The organism is Streptomyces sp. NPDC097129, from assembly GCF_055668065.1.
Genome location: NZ_JBVOQE010000011.1, coordinates 138,593 through 157,722 on the forward strand (window position 1 = coordinate 138,593; position 19,130 = coordinate 157,722).

The 19,130-nt window shown below is 69.8% G+C and carries 19 protein-coding genes and 1 tRNA gene; 13 read left to right on the forward strand and 7 right to left on the reverse strand.

Annotation, left to right across the window (positions count from 1 at the left end):
- Positions 1 to 23 precede the first annotated feature (23 nt).
- Positions 24 to 848, forward strand: a complete 825-nt coding sequence (locus tag AC0B9F_RS28680) for a maleylpyruvate isomerase family mycothiol-dependent enzyme (RefSeq protein ID WP_472007453.1) — start codon at positions 24 to 26, stop codon at positions 846 to 848.
- A 171-nt stretch (positions 849 to 1,019) separates the two neighbouring features.
- Here the strand turns inward: AC0B9F_RS28680 and AC0B9F_RS28685 are convergent, their stop codons facing one another.
- Positions 1,020 to 2,327, reverse strand: a complete 1,308-nt coding sequence (locus tag AC0B9F_RS28685) for an MFS transporter (protein ID WP_472007454.1) — start codon at positions 2,325 to 2,327, stop codon at positions 1,020 to 1,022.
- The gene (locus AC0B9F_RS28690) at positions 2,324 to 2,986 is read right to left on the reverse strand and encodes a GntR family transcriptional regulator (protein ID WP_472007456.1); all 663 of its coding nucleotides are present in this window, start codon (positions 2,984 to 2,986) and stop codon (positions 2,324 to 2,326) included. The genes AC0B9F_RS28685 and AC0B9F_RS28690 overlap by 4 nt, the downstream gene beginning before the upstream one ends.
- Before the next feature lie 217 nt (positions 2,987 to 3,203).
- On the opposite strand from AC0B9F_RS28690, the gene AC0B9F_RS28695 reads away from it, so the two are divergent.
- Entirely contained in the window at positions 3,204 to 4,112 is a 909-nt protein-coding gene (locus tag AC0B9F_RS28695) for a D-alanyl-D-alanine carboxypeptidase family protein (RefSeq protein ID WP_472007458.1), read from the forward strand.
- A gap of 9 nt (positions 4,113 to 4,121) precedes the next feature.
- On the opposite strand, the gene AC0B9F_RS28700 is transcribed toward AC0B9F_RS28695, so the two are convergent.
- Both AC0B9F_RS28700 and AC0B9F_RS28705 read right to left on the reverse strand, forming a co-directional pair.
- Entirely contained in the window at positions 4,122 to 4,340 is a 219-nt protein-coding gene (locus AC0B9F_RS28700; RefSeq protein ID WP_472007461.1) for a DUF397 domain-containing protein, read from the reverse strand.
- Positions 4,341 to 4,343: 3 nt separating this feature from the next.
- Entirely contained in the window at positions 4,344 to 5,225 is an 882-nt protein-coding gene (locus tag AC0B9F_RS28705; RefSeq protein ID WP_472007463.1) for a helix-turn-helix domain-containing protein, read from the reverse strand.
- 190 nt (positions 5,226 to 5,415) lie between these two features.
- On the opposite strand from AC0B9F_RS28705, the gene AC0B9F_RS28710 reads away from it, so the two are divergent.
- The 10 genes from AC0B9F_RS28710 (at position 5,416) to AC0B9F_RS28755 (ending at position 13,672) form a co-directional block, all read left to right on the forward strand.
- Entirely contained in the window at positions 5,416 to 5,877 is a 462-nt protein-coding gene (locus tag AC0B9F_RS28710; protein WP_472007465.1) for an ATP-binding protein, read from the forward strand.
- A 56-nt stretch (positions 5,878 to 5,933) separates the two neighbouring features.
- Positions 5,934 to 6,005: transfer RNA gene (locus AC0B9F_RS28715), tRNA-Arg, on the forward strand.
- A 2-nt stretch (positions 6,006 to 6,007) separates the two neighbouring features.
- Positions 6,008 to 8,338 carry a hypothetical protein gene (locus AC0B9F_RS28720; protein ID WP_472007467.1) on the forward strand — a complete coding sequence of 777 codons (2,331 nt, stop codon included), beginning with the start codon at positions 6,008 to 6,010 and terminating at the stop codon, positions 8,336 to 8,338.
- A gap of 200 nt (positions 8,339 to 8,538) precedes the next feature.
- A complete protein-coding gene (locus AC0B9F_RS28725) occupies positions 8,539 to 9,498 on the forward strand; it encodes a BRO-N domain-containing protein (protein WP_472007469.1) in 960 nt (319 codons plus the stop codon).
- A gap of 144 nt (positions 9,499 to 9,642) precedes the next feature.
- The gene (locus tag AC0B9F_RS28730; protein ID WP_472007471.1) at positions 9,643 to 10,074 is read left to right on the forward strand and encodes a WXG100 family type VII secretion target; all 432 of its coding nucleotides are present in this window, start codon (positions 9,643 to 9,645) and stop codon (positions 10,072 to 10,074) included.
- A 44-nt stretch (positions 10,075 to 10,118) separates the two neighbouring features.
- Positions 10,119 to 10,436 carry a WXG100 family type VII secretion target gene (locus AC0B9F_RS28735; protein ID WP_472007473.1) on the forward strand — a complete coding sequence of 106 codons (318 nt, stop codon included), beginning with the start codon at positions 10,119 to 10,121 and terminating at the stop codon, positions 10,434 to 10,436.
- A complete protein-coding gene (locus tag AC0B9F_RS28740) occupies positions 10,436 to 12,133 on the forward strand; it encodes an RNase A-like domain-containing protein (protein ID WP_472007476.1) in 1,698 nt (565 codons plus the stop codon). The genes AC0B9F_RS28735 and AC0B9F_RS28740 overlap by 1 nt, the downstream gene beginning before the upstream one ends.
- 19 nt (positions 12,134 to 12,152) lie before the next feature.
- On the forward strand, positions 12,153 to 12,641 hold the full coding sequence (locus AC0B9F_RS28745; RefSeq protein ID WP_472007478.1) for a hypothetical protein: 489 nt from the start codon (positions 12,153 to 12,155) through the stop codon (positions 12,639 to 12,641).
- Between the two features lie 58 nt (positions 12,642 to 12,699).
- On the forward strand, positions 12,700 to 12,999 hold the full coding sequence (locus tag AC0B9F_RS28750) for an RNase A-like domain-containing protein (protein ID WP_472007480.1): 300 nt from the start codon (positions 12,700 to 12,702) through the stop codon (positions 12,997 to 12,999).
- A 22-nt stretch (positions 13,000 to 13,021) separates the two neighbouring features.
- Positions 13,022 to 13,672, forward strand: coding sequence for a contact-dependent growth inhibition system immunity protein (locus AC0B9F_RS28755; RefSeq protein WP_472007482.1), 651 nt, complete (start codon positions 13,022 to 13,024; stop codon positions 13,670 to 13,672).
- Between the two features lie 91 nt (positions 13,673 to 13,763).
- Here AC0B9F_RS28755 and AC0B9F_RS28760 read toward each other — a convergent pair whose 3' ends face one another.
- From AC0B9F_RS28760 to pdhA, 3 genes are read right to left on the reverse strand one after another with little or no spacing between them, the layout of a single operon-like run.
- Positions 13,764 to 15,206, reverse strand: a complete 1,443-nt coding sequence (locus AC0B9F_RS28760) for a dihydrolipoamide acetyltransferase family protein (RefSeq protein ID WP_472007484.1) — start codon at positions 15,204 to 15,206, stop codon at positions 13,764 to 13,766.
- A gap of 10 nt (positions 15,207 to 15,216) precedes the next feature.
- Positions 15,217 to 16,197 (reverse strand): alpha-ketoacid dehydrogenase subunit beta, encoded by a 981-nt coding sequence (locus tag AC0B9F_RS28765; protein WP_472007486.1) that lies wholly within the window; start codon positions 16,195 to 16,197, stop codon positions 15,217 to 15,219.
- 1 nt (position 16,198) lies between these two features.
- Positions 16,199 to 17,437 carry a pyruvate dehydrogenase (acetyl-transferring) E1 component subunit alpha gene (gene pdhA / locus AC0B9F_RS28770; protein WP_472007488.1) on the reverse strand — a complete coding sequence of 413 codons (1,239 nt, stop codon included), beginning with the start codon at positions 17,435 to 17,437 and terminating at the stop codon, positions 16,199 to 16,201.
- A gap of 623 nt (positions 17,438 to 18,060) precedes the next feature.
- Here pdhA and AC0B9F_RS28775 point away from each other — a divergent pair.
- A complete protein-coding gene (locus AC0B9F_RS28775; RefSeq protein WP_472007489.1) occupies positions 18,061 to 19,104 on the forward strand; it encodes a phosphotransferase in 1,044 nt (347 codons plus the stop codon).
- Positions 19,105 to 19,130 lie beyond the last annotated feature (26 nt).

A 19,130-nucleotide genomic window follows, 5' to 3' on the forward strand; every position in this document is an offset into this window, starting at 1 on the left:
GACCGCCGAGGGGTCCCGTTTCCGTGAGTCTGCATCCCACTCTCCAGCCCTACGCCGATGCCTGGACCCACTCCATCGAGGCGATATCCGAGCTGGTGCAGCCGCTGGCGGACGCCGACTGGAACCGTCGTACCCCCTGCCCGGGCTGGTCGGTGCGCGACATCGTGTCGCACGTCATCGGCCTGGACTGCGAGATGCTCGGCGACCCCCGCCCCATCCACACGCTGCCGCGGGACCTGTTCCACGTCACCAACGACCACCAGCGCTACATGGAGATGCAGGTCGACGTCCGCCGCCACCACACGGCGCCGGAGATGACGGCCGAGCTGGAGTACACGGTCATCCGCCGCAACCGGCAGCTGCGCAACGACTCCCGCGACCCCGGCACCAAGGTGCGCGGCCCCCTCGGCGCGGAGGTCACGCTGAAGGACTCGATGCGGCGCCACGCCTTCGACGTGTGGGTGCACGAGCAGGACCTGCGCACGGCCCTCGGCCGTCCCGGCAGCCTGGACTCGCCGGGCGCGTACGTCGCCCGCGATGTGCTGCTGGACGCCCTGCCGCAGGTCGTCGCCGAGCGTGCCGGGGCCCCGCGCAGCTCGGCGGTCGTCTTCGACGTGCACGGCCCGGTGGAGTTCCTGCGCACGATCCGCGTCGACATCCAGGGCCGCGGCAGCCTGGAGAGCACCCCCGCCCTCGGCCCCGCCGCGACCCTCACCCTCGACTGGGAGACCTACGTCCGCCTGGCCTGCGGCCGGGTGACACCGGAGGCGGCGGCGGACCGCATCAAGACGGAGGGCGACCTGGACCTGGCGGCGGCCATCCTGCGCCACTTCCCGGTGACGCCGTAGCGCTCCCGGTGACGCCGTAGCGCGTGGAGCACGCCCGGGGCGGCCCGCCGGCACCGGGCCGCGCCCCGACGGCGGTCCCCTCGGCGCCGGGGCCCCTCGACGCGAGGCTTCGACGCGGGGCGTAGACGCGGGGCTTCGGCTCAGGACGACGACGCGGGCCGCACGCCCCCGTCACGCCGGTACGTGCACCGTCTCCACCCGGCTCGCCACCAGCCGCTCCCGCTCCCTGCGCGCCGCGCGCCCGCGCAGCCGCAGGATCTGCGAGACACCCAGCGCCTGGAGCACGAACACGGACGAGAACGCCACGGTGTAGTCGTCCCCGGTGGCGTCCAGCAGCACGCCCACCGCGAACAGCGTCGTCATGGAGGCCACGAAGCCGCCCATGTTCGTGATCCCGGACGCCGTGCCCTGCCGCTCCGGCGGGTTCGCCGGCCGCGCGAAGTCGAAGCCGATCATCGACGCAGGCCCGCACGCGCCGAGCACCGCGCACAGCACGATCAGCAGCCACATCGGCGCGTGCGCGCCGGGGCAGACGAGCGTGGCCGCCCACAGCAGCGCCGTCGTCCCGACCGTGCCGAGCGCCAGCGGTAGCCGCGCCTCGTGGTGCCGGGCGACGATCTGGCCGTAGACCAGGCCGATGACCATGTTGGACAGCACGACGAGAGTGAGCAGTTCGCCGGCCGTGGCGCGGCTGAGCCCCTGGTCCTCGACGAGGAACGGCAGCCCCCACAGCAGCAGGAACACCATCGCCGGGAACTGCGTCGTGAAGTGCACCCACAGCCCCAGCCGGGTCCCGGGCTCCCGCCAGGACTCGGCGATCTGCCGGCGCACATAGGCGGCGCCCCGGTGCGTCAGCGGCTCCGGCGCGAACCCGTCCGGATGGTCCTTCAGGAAGAGCAGCAGCAGGACGAACACGACGACGCCGGCGATCGCGCTGCCGCCGAACGCGGCGCTCCAGCCGATGCCGTGCAGCAGCCGCGCCAGCACCAGCGTGGAGACGAGGTTGCCGGCCATGCCCACCAGCCCGGCGAGCTGCGCCACCAGCGGCCCGCGCCGCGCGGGGAACCAGCGCCCGCCAAGCCGCAGCACGCTGATGAACGTCATGGCGTCGCCGCAGCCCAGCAGCGCCCGTGAGGCGAGCGCCATGCCGTACGACGGCAGGAAGGCGAACCCGAGCTGCCCGATCGTGAACAGCACGACGCCGATGCCGAGCACCTTCTTGGTGCCGAGCCGGTCGACCAGCAGGCCGACGGGTATCTGCATGCCGGCATAGACGAGCAGTTGGAGGATGGAGAAGGTGGACAGCGCGGAGGCGCCCACGTGGAAGCGCTCGACGGCGTCGAGGCCGGCCACCCCCAGCGACGTACGGAAGATGACGGCGACGAAGTAGACGGCGACGCCGATGGACCAGACGGCGATCGCACGCCGTCCGCCCGGCGGATCGCCCGGCAGCGCCGTGGAGGAGGACGGGGAACTCATCGGACCTCCCCGCGGGCCAGGTGGGAGAACCAGCCCACGTGCCGGTGGACGATCTCCACGGCCTCTTGCGCGTCGCCGGAGCGCAGCGCGGCGAGGATCTCCTCGTGCTCGGCGAGGGTCTTGGCGATCCGGTCGGGGTGGGAGTGCATGACGGCGACGCCCATCCGCAGTTGCCGGTCGCGCAGCTGGTCGTACAGGCGCGAGAGGATCTCGTTGCCGCCGCTGCGCACGATCTCGGCGTGGAAGCAGCGGTCGGTGACGGCGGCCGCGGCCAGGTCGCCGGCGGCGGCCTGCGCCTTCTGCTTGGCCAGCAGTTCCTCGAGCCGCTCGATGAGTCCCGGCGGGGCGGGCACGGCCTTGCGGGCCGCGTGCTCCTCGACCAGCAGCCGCGTCTCGACGACGTCGGCGATCTCCTGGGCGGAGACCGGCAGGACGAGGGCGCCCTTCTTCGGGTAGAGCTTGATCAGCCCCTCCACCTCCAGCCGCAGCAGCGCCTCGCGCACCGGGGTCCGGGAGACCCCGACGGCCTCGGCGAGTTCGCCCTCGGTCAGGAGGGTGCCGCCCTGGTAGCGGCGGTCCAGGACGCCCTTCTTGACGTGGGTGTAGACGCGGTCGGCGGCGGGTGGTTGCTTCACGGGTGCGGACGGGGCGGATGGCATGCCCACAGGATAGATACATCACGTACCCAAGCAGGGCCCCGTTTCAGCATCCGGACAGCGGCAGCTCCCGTCGCCCTTCCGTGGTGACGAACCAAACTCCCCCGCAACGCGTACAACCATGAGCGCCAGGTACGCGTCATACCTGTGCGGCCTTACCTGCTTTCCCCTCAACTAGGCCGCCCCTAAGGGGCATTCACTCATAATTGGGGTATCTCAGTTGATTACCGCCATTTCCGGCATCAAGGGCGGCCGGCTGCGCCGCGCCGCCGCGGTCACCGTCACCGCGGGCGCCCTGCTCACCACCGGCGCCCTCACCGCGGCCCCCGCGCAGGCCGTCACGACGCCGTCCATCGTGGCCAAGGGCGGCTACGTGATGAACAACGGCACCGGCAAGGACCTCTACAACAAGGCCGCGGACACCCGGCGTTCCACCGGTTCGACGACGAAGATCATGACCGCGAAGGTCGTGCTGGCGCAGCCGAACCTCAACCTGGACGCCAAGGTCACCATCCAGAAGGCGTACAGCGACTACGTCGTCTCGAAGAACGCCTCGCAGGCCCACCTGATCGTCGGCGACAAGGTCACCGTCCGTCAGCTGCTCTACGGGCTGATGCTGCCCTCCGGCTGCGACGCCGCCTACGCGCTGGCCGACAAGTTCGGCAGCGGCACCACCCGCGACGCGCGCGTGAAGTCCTTCATCGGCAAGATGAACGCCAACGCCCAGAGCCTCGGCCTGAAGAACACCCACTTCGATTCCTTCGACGGCATCGGCAACGGCGGCAACTACTCGACGCCGCGCGACCTGACGAAGATCGCCAGCAGCGCGATGAAGAACGCCAACTTCCGCGCGATCGTGAAGACGAAGTCGTACACCGCCAAGACCGTCACCAAGACGGGCAGCATCCGCACGATGGGCGCGTGGACGAACACCAACACGCTGCTGAGCACCTACAGCGGCACCATCGGCGTCAAGACCGGCTCCGGCAAGGAGGCCGGCTACTGCCTGGTCTTCGCCGCGACGCGCGGCGGCAAGACCGTCATCGGCACGGTCCTGTCCTCGACGAACGCCTCGGTCCGCGCGTCGGACGCGACGAAGCTCCTGAACTACGGCTTCTCGAAGGCCTGACGCCCGCGCTCACCCAGTGTTCTGTGACGGGCCCGCCGCACTCCAGCGGCGGGCCCGTCGCCCTGTGCCCGTGAAGGCGCTCCAGGCGGAGGGACCGAAGCGGAGCAGCGGGCCGCCGGCGTCCTTGGAGTCCCGGACGGCGACAGTGCCGGGGATGTTGCGGGCGACTTCTACGCACTCCCCGTTGCCACTGCTGTAGCTGGACTTGACGAACTCGAAGTGCGGCACGGCTCACAGCTCCTTGCGGATGCGTTCGATCAGGGCGATCGAGTCCCGGAGAGCGAGTCCGCAGCGAGCGATCCGCTCGAACATGGCGTTGTGACGATCGGCGTCCTTCTCACTCTCCAGCCACAGCGTAGACGAGGCGGTGTCCATGTAGACCACGTCCATGGCGCCGGGTTCGGTGAAGGACACCACGCTGAAGGCACTGGTCATCCCAGGGTGGGAGCCAGCGATGAACGGCACCACCTGAAGCTTGACGTTGGGGAGCCGTGCGGCTTCCACCAGGTGCCCGAGCTGTGCACGCATGACGTCACGACCGCCCACCAGCTGCCGCAGCGCCCCCTCTCCGACCACGGCCCACAAGCTGAGCGGTTCGGCATCCGTGAGCCGGCCCTGCCGCGCGATCTTGGCTTCGACGAAACGTTCGATCTCATCGGGGTCGTCCCAGTCGGCGTTTCCGACCGCCAGCGCCCGCGCGTAGTCCGGCGTCTGCAACAGACCCGGCACGAAAGCGCCCTGCCACGTACGGATGCCCGTAGCGATGTCCTCAAGCGCCACGTATTCGACGAGCGATCGCAGCACGGGATAGTGATTCCACCAGCCCTTGGCCTTGCGCCGCTCTCGGTCCGTCCGGGCAAGGCTGAGCAGGCGCTCCACGACCTTGGGGTCCGTCACGCCGTACAGGTCGCACAGGATGCGGATGTCCGGGTCGCGAAACGGGACCCAGCCACGCTCCATCTTGGCGACCTTGGTCCCTGTCGCCGAGAGCGCCTCCGCTGCCTGGGGCTGGGTCAGGCCCGCCTCGTCGCGCAGACGCAGCAGCTCACCGCCCAACTTGCGAGCCAGCACGGTGGATACGCGGTTCCCGCGCTTGAACTCGTCTGCGGTCACGCCGGTTCCCTCCCAGGTCGACGGCCAGTCTGCAATCCACCGATCAACGCCGCAACACTGGGGGACGGATTTCCCCGGGACCAGTTGCACACAGGGTGGAGCCGCCGCTACTTTCGGTACTCAAGACGCCACCCTGCGAGATCAGTTGGCGGAAGTGCACCGTGCTGCCCGCGCGGCGAAGCCACCGCAAATGACCCCACCCCGCGCACCGGAGGTCCACGTCATGTCCGACGCCTGCCCCGTCCCCTTCCCCAAGCCGTACGACCGCTACGACGCCGTCTCGTACCCGCCGTATCCCAGGAACGTCGCCCGTGTCCGGCACCGCGTCGGGCATCTCGCGTTGCTCTGGGGGCACCCCGGCGCCGCGGCCGACGCGGCGTTGGTCGCCAGTGAGTTGTGCACGAACGCCTTACTGCACGGGAGCCTGTCGGACCGCCTGTTCCGGGTGGAGACGTCGCTCAGGGACGCCACGCTGCGGGTCGCGGTGACGGACCCGCGAGGGGAACGCCTGCCGGAGACGCGCCCCGTGCGGGACGACGAGCAGTTCGGACGGGGGCTGCTGATCGTGGCCGCGCTGGCGGACCGGTGGGCCGTGGACCAGCTCACGGTGGGCAAGACGGTGTGGGCGGAACTGACCGTCACCAGAGGGTGATCCGGCATGGAAATCCGTTTGTGGGACCGGTCGCGCGCTGTCTACCGTCGGCACATCGACGTGTAGCTCAGCAGCAGAGCACCGGGCTCCGGACCCGGAGGGCGCGGGGGCGGAACCCGCCACGTCGGCTATGAACGACGACGCTGAGCAGCAGCACCTCGCGCAGGCGAACCCCGGATACGCGGCCGGCCAACTGGCCGCCGCATTCCGTACGGCCGCCACCCACCCCGACTCGCAGACCCGCCGGCGCGGTGACGAGCGCGGACGCAAGTGGCGTGCCGTGCTGGACGGGATGGCGAGCGGCCTGCTGACGATCGGTTCCCGTACGCCCGTCGCCGGACTGCCCGCGTGGGTCACACCCGAGGTCGTCCGGGGTGGCTTCGCGACGGGCACGCCGAGTGCGGGTGGTCCGCTGCTCGACTTCGAGATCGCCGCGGCGCGCCGTGCCGGTGTGCCCGAAGAGCGGCGGGAGCTGTTCCGCTCCTTCCTGAGCGATGACGGGCTCGCTCACCTGTACGGCCTGCTCGACAGCGGTCGTTACGAGGTGACCGTGCCCGAGGAGGCCGCACTGCTCACCGTGGCGTGGCTGGTCCGGGCCGGGGAGCTGGACGCCGCACTGGACCTGGTCGAGGAACTGGCGCCGTTCGCGGACCGGCTGCGGTTCAGCCCGCGACCGTCGGAACGGCCCGCGCCCGGGCCCGACGCCGTGCACCGCTCCACCGTCGGCGACGCCGCCCACACCCTCGCGCGCCGGCGCCCCAGCACGGCCGTCGAGACGCAGCGCGAAGCCCTGGCCGTCTGGCAGCCCTTCGGCGACGAACTGCTCCTGCACTGGCTGGAGGTGACGAACGAGGAGGGACACATACACCTGCCCGGAGCCGGTGACCCCTGGCTCCTCCGCTCCGCCGGGCTGCTGCGCCGCTACCGCGACCTGGCCCGGCGCCACACGCACTGCACCAAGCACCTCAAGCCCGGGGAGAACCTGGGCATCCTGCGCGGTGCGCTGGAGGAGACCGTGGCCGGGCGGGAATTCCCGCCTCGACGGCTGGGGTTGCTGCGGCACGCCGTCACCTCCATGGTGCGCCGGCGCGGGCTCCCCGGCTCCGCCGAGCACACGGCGCTCCGCCGCGAGCAGGCAGCCCAGGCCGCACTGCCCTCGCACCACGCGCTGGCCCGCGTCGTACTGGGGCGGCTGTCCGGCCTGCCGCAGGACCGTGGGGCGAGCGAGCTGGAGCCGCTCGTCGCGCCGGTGAGCGCCGAGGAGGCCGACGAGGCCGGGGTGCCCGCGGGTACGGTCGTCCCGGCCGCCGTGCGCCGGCCGGTCGAGGCGGCGCTCAGCGCGCCAGTCGGCACGCTCGTGGAGCGCGGTGTCGTGCCTTCGGCGGAGGTGCTGGCCGAACTGGTCCCCCAGCTCGTCGCCGCCACCACCGCGGCGGCACACCCTGATCCCGCGCTGCGGTCGCTCGCCGCCGCCAACTACCGCGCGTTCCGCAACCGCCGCTCCCTGCTGCTGCTCAACCTTGAGCGGCAGGTACGGGTGGAGGAGCTGCCGTGGGTGCGGGCCGTCGCCGCGCACCGCGTCGGCGACGGGGCGGAGGAGGTGGCGGCCGCCACGCTGCGGCAGCTGGGCGGCCTCGCGGTGCGGGCGTTCCCCGGCACGATCCTGCCGAACCCGCTGGTCCGCGAGCTGTCCGTGCTCGCCCGCCAGGCAGAGCTCGGCGCGCCCTTCGTGGAGGAACTCGCCGCGGACATCTTCATGGGCACGTTCAGCCCGAAGTTCCTGACCGCCGCGCGCGTGGCGGCCGAACTCCTCGGCGGCGGCTCCCTGTACGAGCGGTACTACGCCATCGACTACCGCGCGGTGCGCAATCTCGCGATCGTCGAGGCGGCCGAGGCGGCGCGCCGCTCCGGCGGGGCGCGTACGTCACCCGGGTTCGCCACGCTGTGCCGGCAGCGGGCCGCCGAGTTCGCCCCGGGCAACGCGGCGTCCGGCTCCTCGGTCGCGGCGAACGGCACGGTGATCGAGCAGGCGCAGATCCTCACCACGCACAATCTGGCGACGCTCGTCGACCGGGTCGGCATCGACCCCGGAGACGGCTGGGCGGAGACGGCCCTGTCCTGCTTCACGGCGGTGTGCCGGCTGACCGGGCGCGTCCACCACAACCCGCGTCCGCTCGGCACCATCAAGGACGTCGCCTACGCCTGGCGGCAGCTGGTGTTCTTCCTGACACTGTGCGCGCCCGACGAGCAGCGGCGGACCGTGGACCGCCTGACGGAGGAACTCGCCCGGCAGCCCTGGCACACCGCCGCCCGCCTCACCCCCGCCCTCACCGGCCTGCGCCAAGCGCTGGAGGGCACCCCGCCGGACGAAGACAAAGGCCGCCGCCTCCTGGGCTGGACCACCAGCAACCACTGGCTCCGCGCCGAGCCGCTGCCGACGGGCCCTGGAGTACCGCGCTGAGAAATGACTGAGACCGTAACTGGAGCTTACGGTCTCAACATTTCCACAGGTGAGCGCAGCACCGAGACACGCTCAGACCACGGGCTGAGCGGCCCGCGCCACGTCTTTCGCTGATCTTCTCTCGCAATCGTGAAGGTTCGCCCGTGCGGTTGGCATATTCGATTTCCTCCGCCCTACGTTCCCCGGCGGAGGTGGTTCACATGAACGAACCCAGCAAGCGCTCAGACCGCACGGGCCCCCAGGAGGCCATCGACATCAGCGACTTCGTGTACGCGGCGACGGGGGCCCGCGTACGGCGGCTCACCATGCCGGACGGGGGTCATTGGTTTCCGGCGGTGGATGTGTGCACCGAACTCGGTTACACGACCCCGAGGAAAGCTCTCCTCGACCACGTACCGGAAGAGCATCGAGAAAATCTCGAGACACTGACTGGAAGTCACGGTCTCAGCATTCCCGCAGGTAGGGAGTGGCGTCGAGACCTGAATGTCATCTCTCTGCAGGGTCTCATCCTCCTCGTCAACGCCTGCACCAAGCCCGCCTGCGCCCCCTTCAAGCAATGGGTCGCCGAGGTGATCGAGACAGTGCAGCGGGAGGGTTCCTACACCCTGGACGAGGCCGAGGTGCAGCCCGCCGAGCCCGGCGCGCCCATCGCCTACGCCATGCCGGAACAGTTCGCCGAGGCCATCGTCCGGCTGGAGGCGCACAACCTTCAGGTGGACGAGCAGCTTGCGTCCGCACAGCGTGAATCGCTGGCCGTGCAGCAGGAGATCCTGGCCACGGGACAGGCGGCCCTGGCGGTACAGCAAGCCATGGCCCGGGCCATGGAGCGCATCGCCGACCGGTTCGACATCCTGGCTCTCGGCCGCCCCGCGCCCCCGAGCGATGCCCCCGAGACGGGGACCACCACAGCCTCCCTGCTCGCCGACTGGCGTCGGCGCCTGTCCGTCACGGAGGACGTCTGGTCGGTGGCCGTGGTGATCGCCCCGGTCCTCGTCGCGAAGGGGGAACTGCGCGAGCCCCTCGAATCGATCGCGGCGCGCACGGGGCTGTCCGTCAGGCGGGTCAACGAGTGTCTGCGTCTGCTGCGTCAGCACGCCTGCATCCGCTCCGGCGGCGGCACGGCGGGCGGAGCGCCGGTGTACGTGCTCACCGAGGGTTGAGATCGGCAACGACTCCCGGCGGGTGCCCCGCACAGCCTCCGGAGAACCCGCCCTCCTCCTCGTCGAGCTGTCACACCACTCTCGTACGATGACTGGGAAAATGCGCTGTTGATACGCAGGCGTGACGGGGGAAAGGCGTATGGCATGACCCTGCCCGGGCGAATGGGTTCTGCTCAAGCAGACGGCGCGGATCTGCAGGTCTCACACCAGGGCCTGACCGGACTGGCCGACGACCTTGACGACATGCAGGGATACCTGGACAAGCAGGTCCGGCGCATGGATGCGTTGGTGGACCGGATCGAGGCCGGCTGGCAGGGCCCGGCGGCAACCGCGTACCGAGGCTTCCACCGGGCGGCGGCCGAGGACGCCGTGCGCATCCGCGAGATCATGAAACAGCTCGAGGAGGCGGTACGCCTGAGCCGGGACGGCTTCTCCCGAGACGACCTTGAGGTGCTCGCCCGGATGCGACAGGTGCACGTGGACATCGGAAGCGAGGTGGACAGGCTCTCCACGCCGAACACCACAGCATCACCCCAGGAGTCGTCACCGCCTCGCAGCAACCTCGACACGTACTGACCGGGACTGTCGCTCGACGGTGATCGGCGACAACGAGGGGGAGCATGTCCAGCCAGAACGACGCCGGCGACGACCGCATAACCGTCCAGTTCACAACACTGCACGAACTTGCCACCGAGCTCGAGGACATCCTCAAGAAGCTCAACGAGAAGCTCGACTCCTTGTACGACCGCGTCGAACCTGTCGTCCTCTCCTGGCAGGGCGAGGCCCGCGAGGTCTTCGTCCAGAAACTCGACGAGTGGGACCACTCGGCCCAGGACCTCCAGGCGGCCCAGAAGTGGCTGCACGGGTACGTCACCACCGGACACGCCAATTACACGGCGGCGCACCAGGCCGTGCTGCGGGGATGGGGAGCCGCCTGATGAGCGTCCCACCGCCCGCACCAGGCGGAACGATCGACGTGACTCCGTCCGTTCTCTACGGCGTCTCCAATTCTGTGGCAGACCAGCAGGGGGCTTTCGACCGGGGTATCAAGTCGTTTCTCGACGAACTGGGCCGTTACCCCGATGCCGGCGGCAACGGCCCAGCCATGCAGGAGTTCACTACCGCCTACGGACAGGTCTCCGAGAAGTTTCTTGCCGTGTGGGCCCAGGCGGTGGTGAGCATCGGCGGAGCCGCTGTCGGTTTTACCAGCACGGCGAACAACTATGCAGCGGCCGACGCCGCTACACATCCCTCCCCATCGGGGCATCCGACGCATCAGCCCCACCCTCATGTGATCGAAAATCCGCCCAGGTACGGTCCGGTCACCGACTTCAAGTGGGGCGATCTGGACGGTAGTCAGAGCATCGTGCAGGAGGCCTTGGAAGGTCTGGAAGCCGCGGTTCTGGCAGTCATCCGTCCCCTGCTCGAGTACGAGTGCCGTTGGGGCAAGGCAGCGAGCATCCTGCCGTTGCCCAACCATCTGCACTTGTCATCGATCTCTGAGACGTGGCTCATGCCGCAAACCACCCTCGGCACGGTTGAAGGCACGCTGACAGGCCTCATCGGCAGTATCACCGATCAAGCCGACTCGGACTGGTACCACGCGATGCGGACGTTCTGCAGCACCCTGTGGGGGACCTCGGCCTGGGGTCAACGCCGCGTGGGCTATGACTGGTCGAACGACAACGCCAACAAGCAGGGGTCCAGCCATCCCGTCTTCGCTGTCCTGTTCGACACGTGCAGCACAATGGCCGAATCCCTGTCGGCAGTGACCCAAGCAGCCGAAGACGTACGTGACGATCTGCACCGGATCTACCGCCAGGCCGTTCTCGATAGTCTCAAACAGCTGGATCTTAGTGACGGTGCCGACATCAAGGAAGCGAAGAGTCTGCTCAAGGGTCTTTGGCATGTAGGAAAGGGCTTGGTCACGGACCTGTCGTTGGGCATCGTGCTGAAAATCGACGAAGGCGCTATGAACGACGCCGTGTCGGCCTACAACAACCGGGTCCGCCGCCAGGCCCATGAAGTAAGGGCGCTACTTCCGGCGCTGGACGAGGCAGAAACGAGTGCACCAACGTTCAAGGCCGAGGCGGCCAGGGCCCAGGCTTTCGGCGCCCGGGCGCTGACGGACTTCAAGGGAAGTCCCCTATACACGGTACCGGGAGACAGCGAAGCCAATCACACCTACCCAATTGATCTGGCAAATCAGGAGGGGGTTCACGGGAGTCACGTCATCGACAAACATGTCGGCAAGACTGATCAGCAACTCGCGCAGCGGCTCAGAGATCAGCCGACGATCGATGCGGCCTCCAGCTTCACTGACCTTGCATCCGCCCAAAGACTTACGCAAACTGCGATGGACTACGTGGGGCCGCCTGCCGGCTCTAGCCAGCAGAACGCCGGGTTGAACAACCGTGAGAAGATCGAGAAATGGCTCTCCAAACCACGTTCGGACAGTTCGATTCTGAGTCTTGATCCGGTGGAGTTCAATGCTGCGACCGGGCGCACAGTCGAGGCACGTGACCCTCGAGCCGGCGCCGCAAAGGACACCCATTCGGTAAAGGTCGTACTCAAGTACAAGAACGGGCTGCACCCTCCGTACGTTGTCTACACCTCGATGCCGTCGCTGCCATGACCACCCCGTAGGAGACCCTGTGCCGGATAAGACGACGACGCTGCCCGACTGCGCGAGAGGCCATTTCGATGATCGCCAGTCCTTCGCCGCCCTGCTGCCGCGGAGGGGCGCGGCCTGGGAGGACACTGTCATGACAGCAATCCAGGCTCACCCTGTGCTCCGACACGTCGACCGTAGCGCCTTGCGAGACAGCGTCCTGGAGATCTCGCCGGAGAAAGCCGTTGATTTGGTCGGGCTGATTTCGGTCGGTTCTCTTCTGTACGGGCCCCGGGAATCTCTCCTCAAACGAGACGTGGAACGTGAAGCCTGTGTGCGTGACATCGTGAAGGCGGCAGGGAACGGCGCACATTTCTACACCAATCATGGGCACGCGGAGGACGGCGAAGAAGCGGACTTTCTGGCCTCGTCCTTTTACGCCAGCAACCTCGCCGACACCACCATCGACATCTGCCTCATCGGGGTATCGGACGAGCATGTTCTGGTGCTGTGGCGATTCGAGGACGACTAGCCGTTTCCGACCACTCACCGACCGCCGCACACAGCAGCATTCAGAAGGGGAGCCGAAGGTGCGCACCCGATCCGCTACCTATCCGGACCGCGAGACCGCCCAGTGGGCCACCCAGCAGGTCGTCACCGCCAACGAGCAGCTCATCCACCGCTGGCTCGCCCAGTCCACCCGTCTCCGTCTGACCATCGAGGCGTCCTGGCCGTCCCGTCCCGAGCCGGTCGGGCGTGTGCTGCTGCAGGCGATGATGCTGGCCGGCCGGGAGCCCATCGACGTACGCGCCGCCCGGGTGATCCTCAGGCGGGACCCGTCCCGGCCGCACGGCTTCGCCGTCGACGCCACCTTCCCGATCTACCTGTAGACCCGTAGAGGCTGAACGCACCGTGCCCCTGAGCCCCCTCGAACACGACCGCCGCTACGGCGAGCTCGACCAGGTGATGCGCGCCTACGCCGGGCAGCCCGCCGACGACCGCCCCGACCGTGCCAGCCGGGCCCTCACCGCCTACCTGCGCCACACCTGGCACACCCGCCCCTGGGCCCTCGCGATCGCCGAACGCCAACTGCGCGACTACGCAGACAACCCGCCCGGGCGCCTCCGCCTGCGCCTCGGCGAGTTCTACCCGATCCCGGACGTCGGTCTGCCCGAGGACCAGATCCAGCAGTGGCTGTACTGCCTGGCCGACCACATCCGGCACAGCATCGAACAGGGCCAGGTACCGCCCCCGTGCGCCCCGGCCACCCACTGGGAGTGGCACGCCCGGTTCCCCGAACTCGCGCAGTTCCTCGGCGGTTGGTTCTCCCAGGACATGCCGGACGAGTTCGACGACCACGACGCCGCCGTCGACGACTACCGGGCCACCACCGACCCTCAGCTGGTCGCCGGCCTCGTGGGTGAACTGCACGCGCTGCTCGCTCTGGACCTCGATGAGTCCGACTACGCCGTGGGTTTCGCCGAGTTGGGCATGGAGGTCGACCCGCCGGCCCCTTTGCCCCCCAGGTCCTGGCTGGGGCTCGTCGCCGACCGGCTCGGGTAGGCGGAGCGGAGCTGAGGAAGGGAAGGGCGGTCGCAAGACGAACTTGCGACCGCCCTTCCTCATGACCCGGCCTACTTGTCGGAGACGGCTCTCACGCCCAGCTGATCAACCGCTTCGGCTGTTCCAGGATCGCTGCCACGTCGGCCAGGACCTTGGAGCCCAACTCGCCGTCCACCAAGCGGTGGTCGAAGCTGAGCGCCAGCGTGGTGACCTGGCGCGGCTTGACCTTGCCCTTGTGGACCCACGGCTGGAGCTTGATCGCGCCGACCGCGAGGATCGCGGACTCGCCAGGGTTGAGGATCGGCGTGCCGGTGTCGACGCCGAAGACGCCGACGTTGGTGATCGTCACCGTGCCGCCCTGCATGGCCGCCGGGGACGTCTTGCCGTCGCGGGCCGTCGACACCAGGTCGGACAGCGCGTCGGACAGCTCCGGGAGCGTCTTGGCGTGGGCGTCCTTGATGTTGGGGACGATCAGGCCGCGCGGGGTGGCCGCGGCGATGCCCAGGTTGACGTAGTGCTTGACCACGATCTCCTGGGCCGCCTCGTCCCAGGACGCGTTGATGTCCGGGTTGCGGCGGATGGCGATCAGCAGCGCCTTGGCGATCAGCAGCAGGGGGTTCACCCGGCGGCCCGCGAACTCCTTGTCCTGCTTGAGCTCCTCGACCAGCTTCATCGTGCGGGTCACGTCGATCGTCACGAACTCCGTGACGTGCGGCGCCGTGAACGCCGAGCCGACCATCGCCGCGGCCGTCGCCTTGCGGACGCCCTTGATGGGGATGCGGGTCTCGCGGCCGGTGTCGTACGACACCGGGGCCGGGGCCGCCGGGGCGGCCGCCCTGGGCTCGGGCGCCGGCTCCGTGGCCGGTTCCGTGACCTGCTGCGGGGCCGCCGCCGCGTGAACGTCCTCGCGGGTGATGACGCCGTCCGGGCCGGTCGGCGTGATCGTCGCGAGGTCGACGCCGAGGTCCTTGGCCAGCTTGCGCACCGGCGGCTTCGCCAGCGGCCGCGGCCGGTCCACGACCTCCGCGGCGCCGTGACCGGCCTCCGCGGCGCCGTGGCCGTTCAGCTCCGCCTGGATCGCCGCCGCGGCCGGCTCCTGCGCGGCGGCCGGCGCCTTGCGCGGGCGGCGCTTCGTGGAGGAGGTCGCCACGCCGTATCCGACCAGCACCGGCTGGCGGCCCGAGCCGACGGACCCCGCGGTCTGCTCCTGCGCGGCCTGCGGTGCCTCGGCCGCCGGGGCCTGCGGCTGCTCCGCCTGCTCGACGGGCGCGCCGCCGGCCACGGCGACGGCGATGATCGCCGTGCCCACGTCGACCGTGGTGCCCTCGGGGAAGCGCAGCTCGCGGACCACGCCGTCGTAGGGGATGGGCAGTTCGACGGCCGCCTTGGCGGTCTCGACCTCGCACACCACCTGGCCGTCGGTGACCGTGTCGCCCGGCTGGACGTACCACTTGAGGATCTCGGCCTCGGTGAGTCCCTCGCCCACGTCGGGCATCTTGAACTCGCGTACGGACCCTTCAGTCATCGTCGTCACGACCCTCTCCTCAGTACGCCAGGGCACGGTCGACGGCGTCGAGTACCCGGTCCAGGTCCGGCAGGTACTCCTCCTCCAGGCGGGCCGGCGGATACGGGGCGTGGTAGCCGCCCACGCGCAGCACAGGCGCCTCCAGGTGGTAGAAGCAGCGCTCCGTGATCCGGGCGGCGATCTCCGCGCCGGAGCCGAAGAACACCGGCGCCTCGTGGACGACGACCAGGCGGCGCGTCTTCTCCACCGACGTCTGGATGGAGTCGAAGTCCAGCGGGGAGACCGAGCGCAGGTCCAGGACCTCCAGGCTGCGGCCCTCCTCGGCGGCCGCGTCGGCGACCTCCTGGCAGAGCTTCACCATCGGGCCGTACGCGGCGAGGGTGAGGTCGGTGCCCGCACGGACCACCTCGGCCTTGTGCAGCGGGCCGGGGATCGCCTCCGGGTTGACCTCGCCCTTGTCCCAGTAGCGCCGCTTGGGCTCGAAGAAGATCACCGGGTCGTCGCTCTGGATGGCCTGCTGCATCATCCAGTACGCGTCGGAGGCGTTGGACGGGGAGACCACCTTCAGGCCCGCCACGTGCGCGAAGAGCGCCTCGGGGGACTCGGAGTGGTGTTCGACCGCGCCGATGCCACCGCCGTAGGGGATGCGGATGACGACCGGCATCTTGACCTTGCCCAGCGAGCGGGCGTGCATCTTCGCCAGCTGGGTGACGATCTGGTCGTACGCCGGGAAGACGAAGCCGTCGAACTGGATCTCCACGACCGGGCGGTAGCCGCGCAGGGCCAGCCCGATCGCCGTGCCGACGATGCCGGACTCGGCGAGCGGGGTGTCGATGACGCGGTCGTCACCGAAGTCCTTCTGCAGGCCGTCCGTCACCCGGAAGACACCGCCGAGCTTGCCGACGTCCTCACCCATGATGAGGACCTTGGGGTCCGCCTCCAGGGCGTGGCGCAGCGACTCGTTGATCGCCTTGGCCAGGGCCATCTTCTCCGCTGCCATGTCAGACCCCCTCAGCATCCGTGAACGACGCCTGGTAGGCGGCGAACTGGGCGCGTTCCTCGTCGACGAGCGCGTGCCCGTCCGCGTACACGTTCTCGAAGATGGCGAAGTGGTCCGGGTCCTGCATGGCGCGGACCGCTTCGCGCACTCGTTTGCCCAACGTCTCGCTCTCGGCCTCGAGTTCCGCGAAGAATCCCTCGTCCGCGTGGTTTGAGGCCTCCAGGTAGCGGCGAAGGCGCAGGATCGGGTCCTTGGCCTCCCAGGCGAGGCGCTCCTCGTCACCGCGGTAGCGGGTGGGGTCGTCGGAGGTGGTGTGGGCGCCCATGCGGTAGGTCCACGCCTCGATCAGCGCCGGGCCCTCGCCGCGCCGGGCGCGCTCCAGCGCCCACCGGGTGACGGCGAGGGAGGCGAGAACGTCGTTGCCGTCGACGCGCACACCCGGGAAACCGAAGCCCTGGGCGCGCTGGTAGAGGGGCACGCGGGTCTGCTTCTCGTTGGACTCGGAGATCGCCCACTGGTTGTTCTGGCAGAAGAACACGACCGGCGCGTTGTAGACGGCGGCGAAGTTGAACGCCTCGTTCACGTCGCCCTGGCTGGAGGCGCCGTCGCCGAAGTAGGCGATGACCGCGCTGTCGGCGCCGTCCTTGGCGATGCCCATGGCGTAGCCCGTGGCGTGCAGCGCCTGGGAGCCGATGACGATCGTGTAGAGGTGGAAGTTGTTGCCGTTGGGGTCCCAGCCGCCGTTGTTCACGCCGCGGAACATGCCGAGCAGGTTGGCCGGGTCGACACCCCGGCACCAGGCGACGCCGTGCTCGCGGTAGGTCGGGAAGACGTAGTCGTCCTCGCGGGTGGCGCGACCGGAACCGATCTGGGCGGCCTCCTGGCCGAGCAGCGAGGCCCACAGGCCCAGCTCGCCCTGGCGCTGCAGGGAGGTGGCCTCGGCGTCGAAGCGTCGGGTGAGCACCATGTCGCGGTAGAGGCCGCGCAGCTCGTCGGGGGTGATGCCGGCGACGTAGGCGTCGTACTCGGCGTTCTTGACCCGCTCGCCCTCGGGCGTCAGCAGCTGGACGAGCTCCGGCTCGGCGCTCTTCGCGGCGCGGGTGGTGCGGGTGGCGCGCTTGGTACCGGTGGTTCCGGCCGTCTTGCCGCCGCTGGTCGCGGCCGTCGTGCTGCCGTCGGTCCCGGCCTTGCTTGCGGCGCTGCGTCGCGGCTTGCGCGGGGCAGTGCTCTCCACGGTCACGTGTGCTCCTCCGTCGGTCCGGCCCCCGGGGTTGCCGGTTGGCCTGGGGATCCCCCCTGCTCGTAGAGAGCCTGGGGGAGGCTCACCTGGTCCGACCACCGGGCACGGGGTGGGTGCCACTCGGCCGGGAACAGGCGTGACAGGTGCCCCGGCGAGCGCCCTGCAACAATCACGTTACCCAGTGCTCCACATTTCTGTGAAACCCCTCCTGACCTGCGTTTTTACTCGGATTTCCAAGTACTTTTGATAGGAGATCCGAGTACTTCGCCGGGCTTTCGGGGTTGCCGCTGGTCACGGCCGTGCAGGGGGCCGGAACAGGGGGCACGTTATCCCGGCCACCCCGGGCTCGGGAAGAGCCTGCGGGTGACGGCACCCTCGGCGCGCGGAGGCCGGTGAATCGCCGCATTCGCCCTGACGGAAGCCCGCACCTCGTCCGCCAGGGTGATTTATAGGCACCTTATTCCGGACCACCGACAGCCTTACGCCCTTTTCGCCGCGGTGCCACCTTTCCGCCCCACCCTCCTCACTCGGCCGGACCATTTCCGGTACACCCTGCGACCGGAAATGACTGTCTGTGACAACGCCCAGCTCACGGGCCGGGTTCCTGCCCTAGCATCGGGCGCGTGCCGCGCCCGTGTGTACCACCCCCCGCGCCTCAGGCGCCCCCGTTACGCGCCCTGTTGAGCCGCTACGCCGCCGGTTCCGTGCTCGCCTGCGAGCCGGTCACCCAGGGCCTGCTGAACCGCGGCTACCACCTGTGCACCACGCGCGGGCGCTACTTCCTCAAGCACCACTCCGACCCCGACACCGCCGACCCCGCCGCCATCGAGCGCCGGCACCGCGCCACCCAGCGCCTCGCCGGCCTCGGGGTCCCGGTGGTCCCGCCGCTGCCCGGCCGTGACGGCCGTACGGTCGCCGTGATCGGCGGCCACGTCTACGCCCTGCACCCGTGGATCGACGGCCGTCACCGCCACGGCGGCCAGCTCACCCGGGGCGAGTCCGCACGCCTGGGCGCCCTCCTGGGCGCCGTGCACGCCTGCCTGGAACGCGTGATGCCGCCCAAGGGCCGCACCCGCCCCTCCGCGAGCCCCCACCCCGTGGAGAGCGCCGATCCGGCGGCCACCTTCACGCTCATCGACGAGCTCCTCGCCCGCGTGCGCCGCCACCGCCCCGCCGACTCCTTCGACGAGCTGGCCCGCCACCGCCTGCTGGAGCGCCGCGGCCTGCTGGAACGGCACGCCGACCGGCGCCCTCCGCGCGGCGGGCCGGTGGGCTGGGTGCACGGTGACTTCCACCCGTTCAACCTGCTCTACCGCGACCAGGCGCCCGCCGCGATCGTCGACTGGGACCGCCTGGGCGTACAGCCGCGTGCCGAGGAGGCCGTACGCGCCGCCGTGATCTTCTTCGTCCAGCCCGGGGGGACTCTCGACCTGCCGAAGGTGCGCGCCTACGCGCGCGCGTACCGACGCACCGCCGGGGCCACGCCCGCGGAGCTGGCGGCGGCCGTGCACCGCGTGTGGTGGGAGCGGCTGAACGACTTCTGGATGCTGCGCTGGCACTACGAGCGCGACGACCGGCGCGCGGACCCGCAGTTCCCGGCGGCGTCCGCGCTCGTGGTGTGGTGGACGCGGCGCTACGAGGCGGTGTGCGACGCGTTCACGCAGTGAGCCGCCGCCCGCGGAAACGCACACGC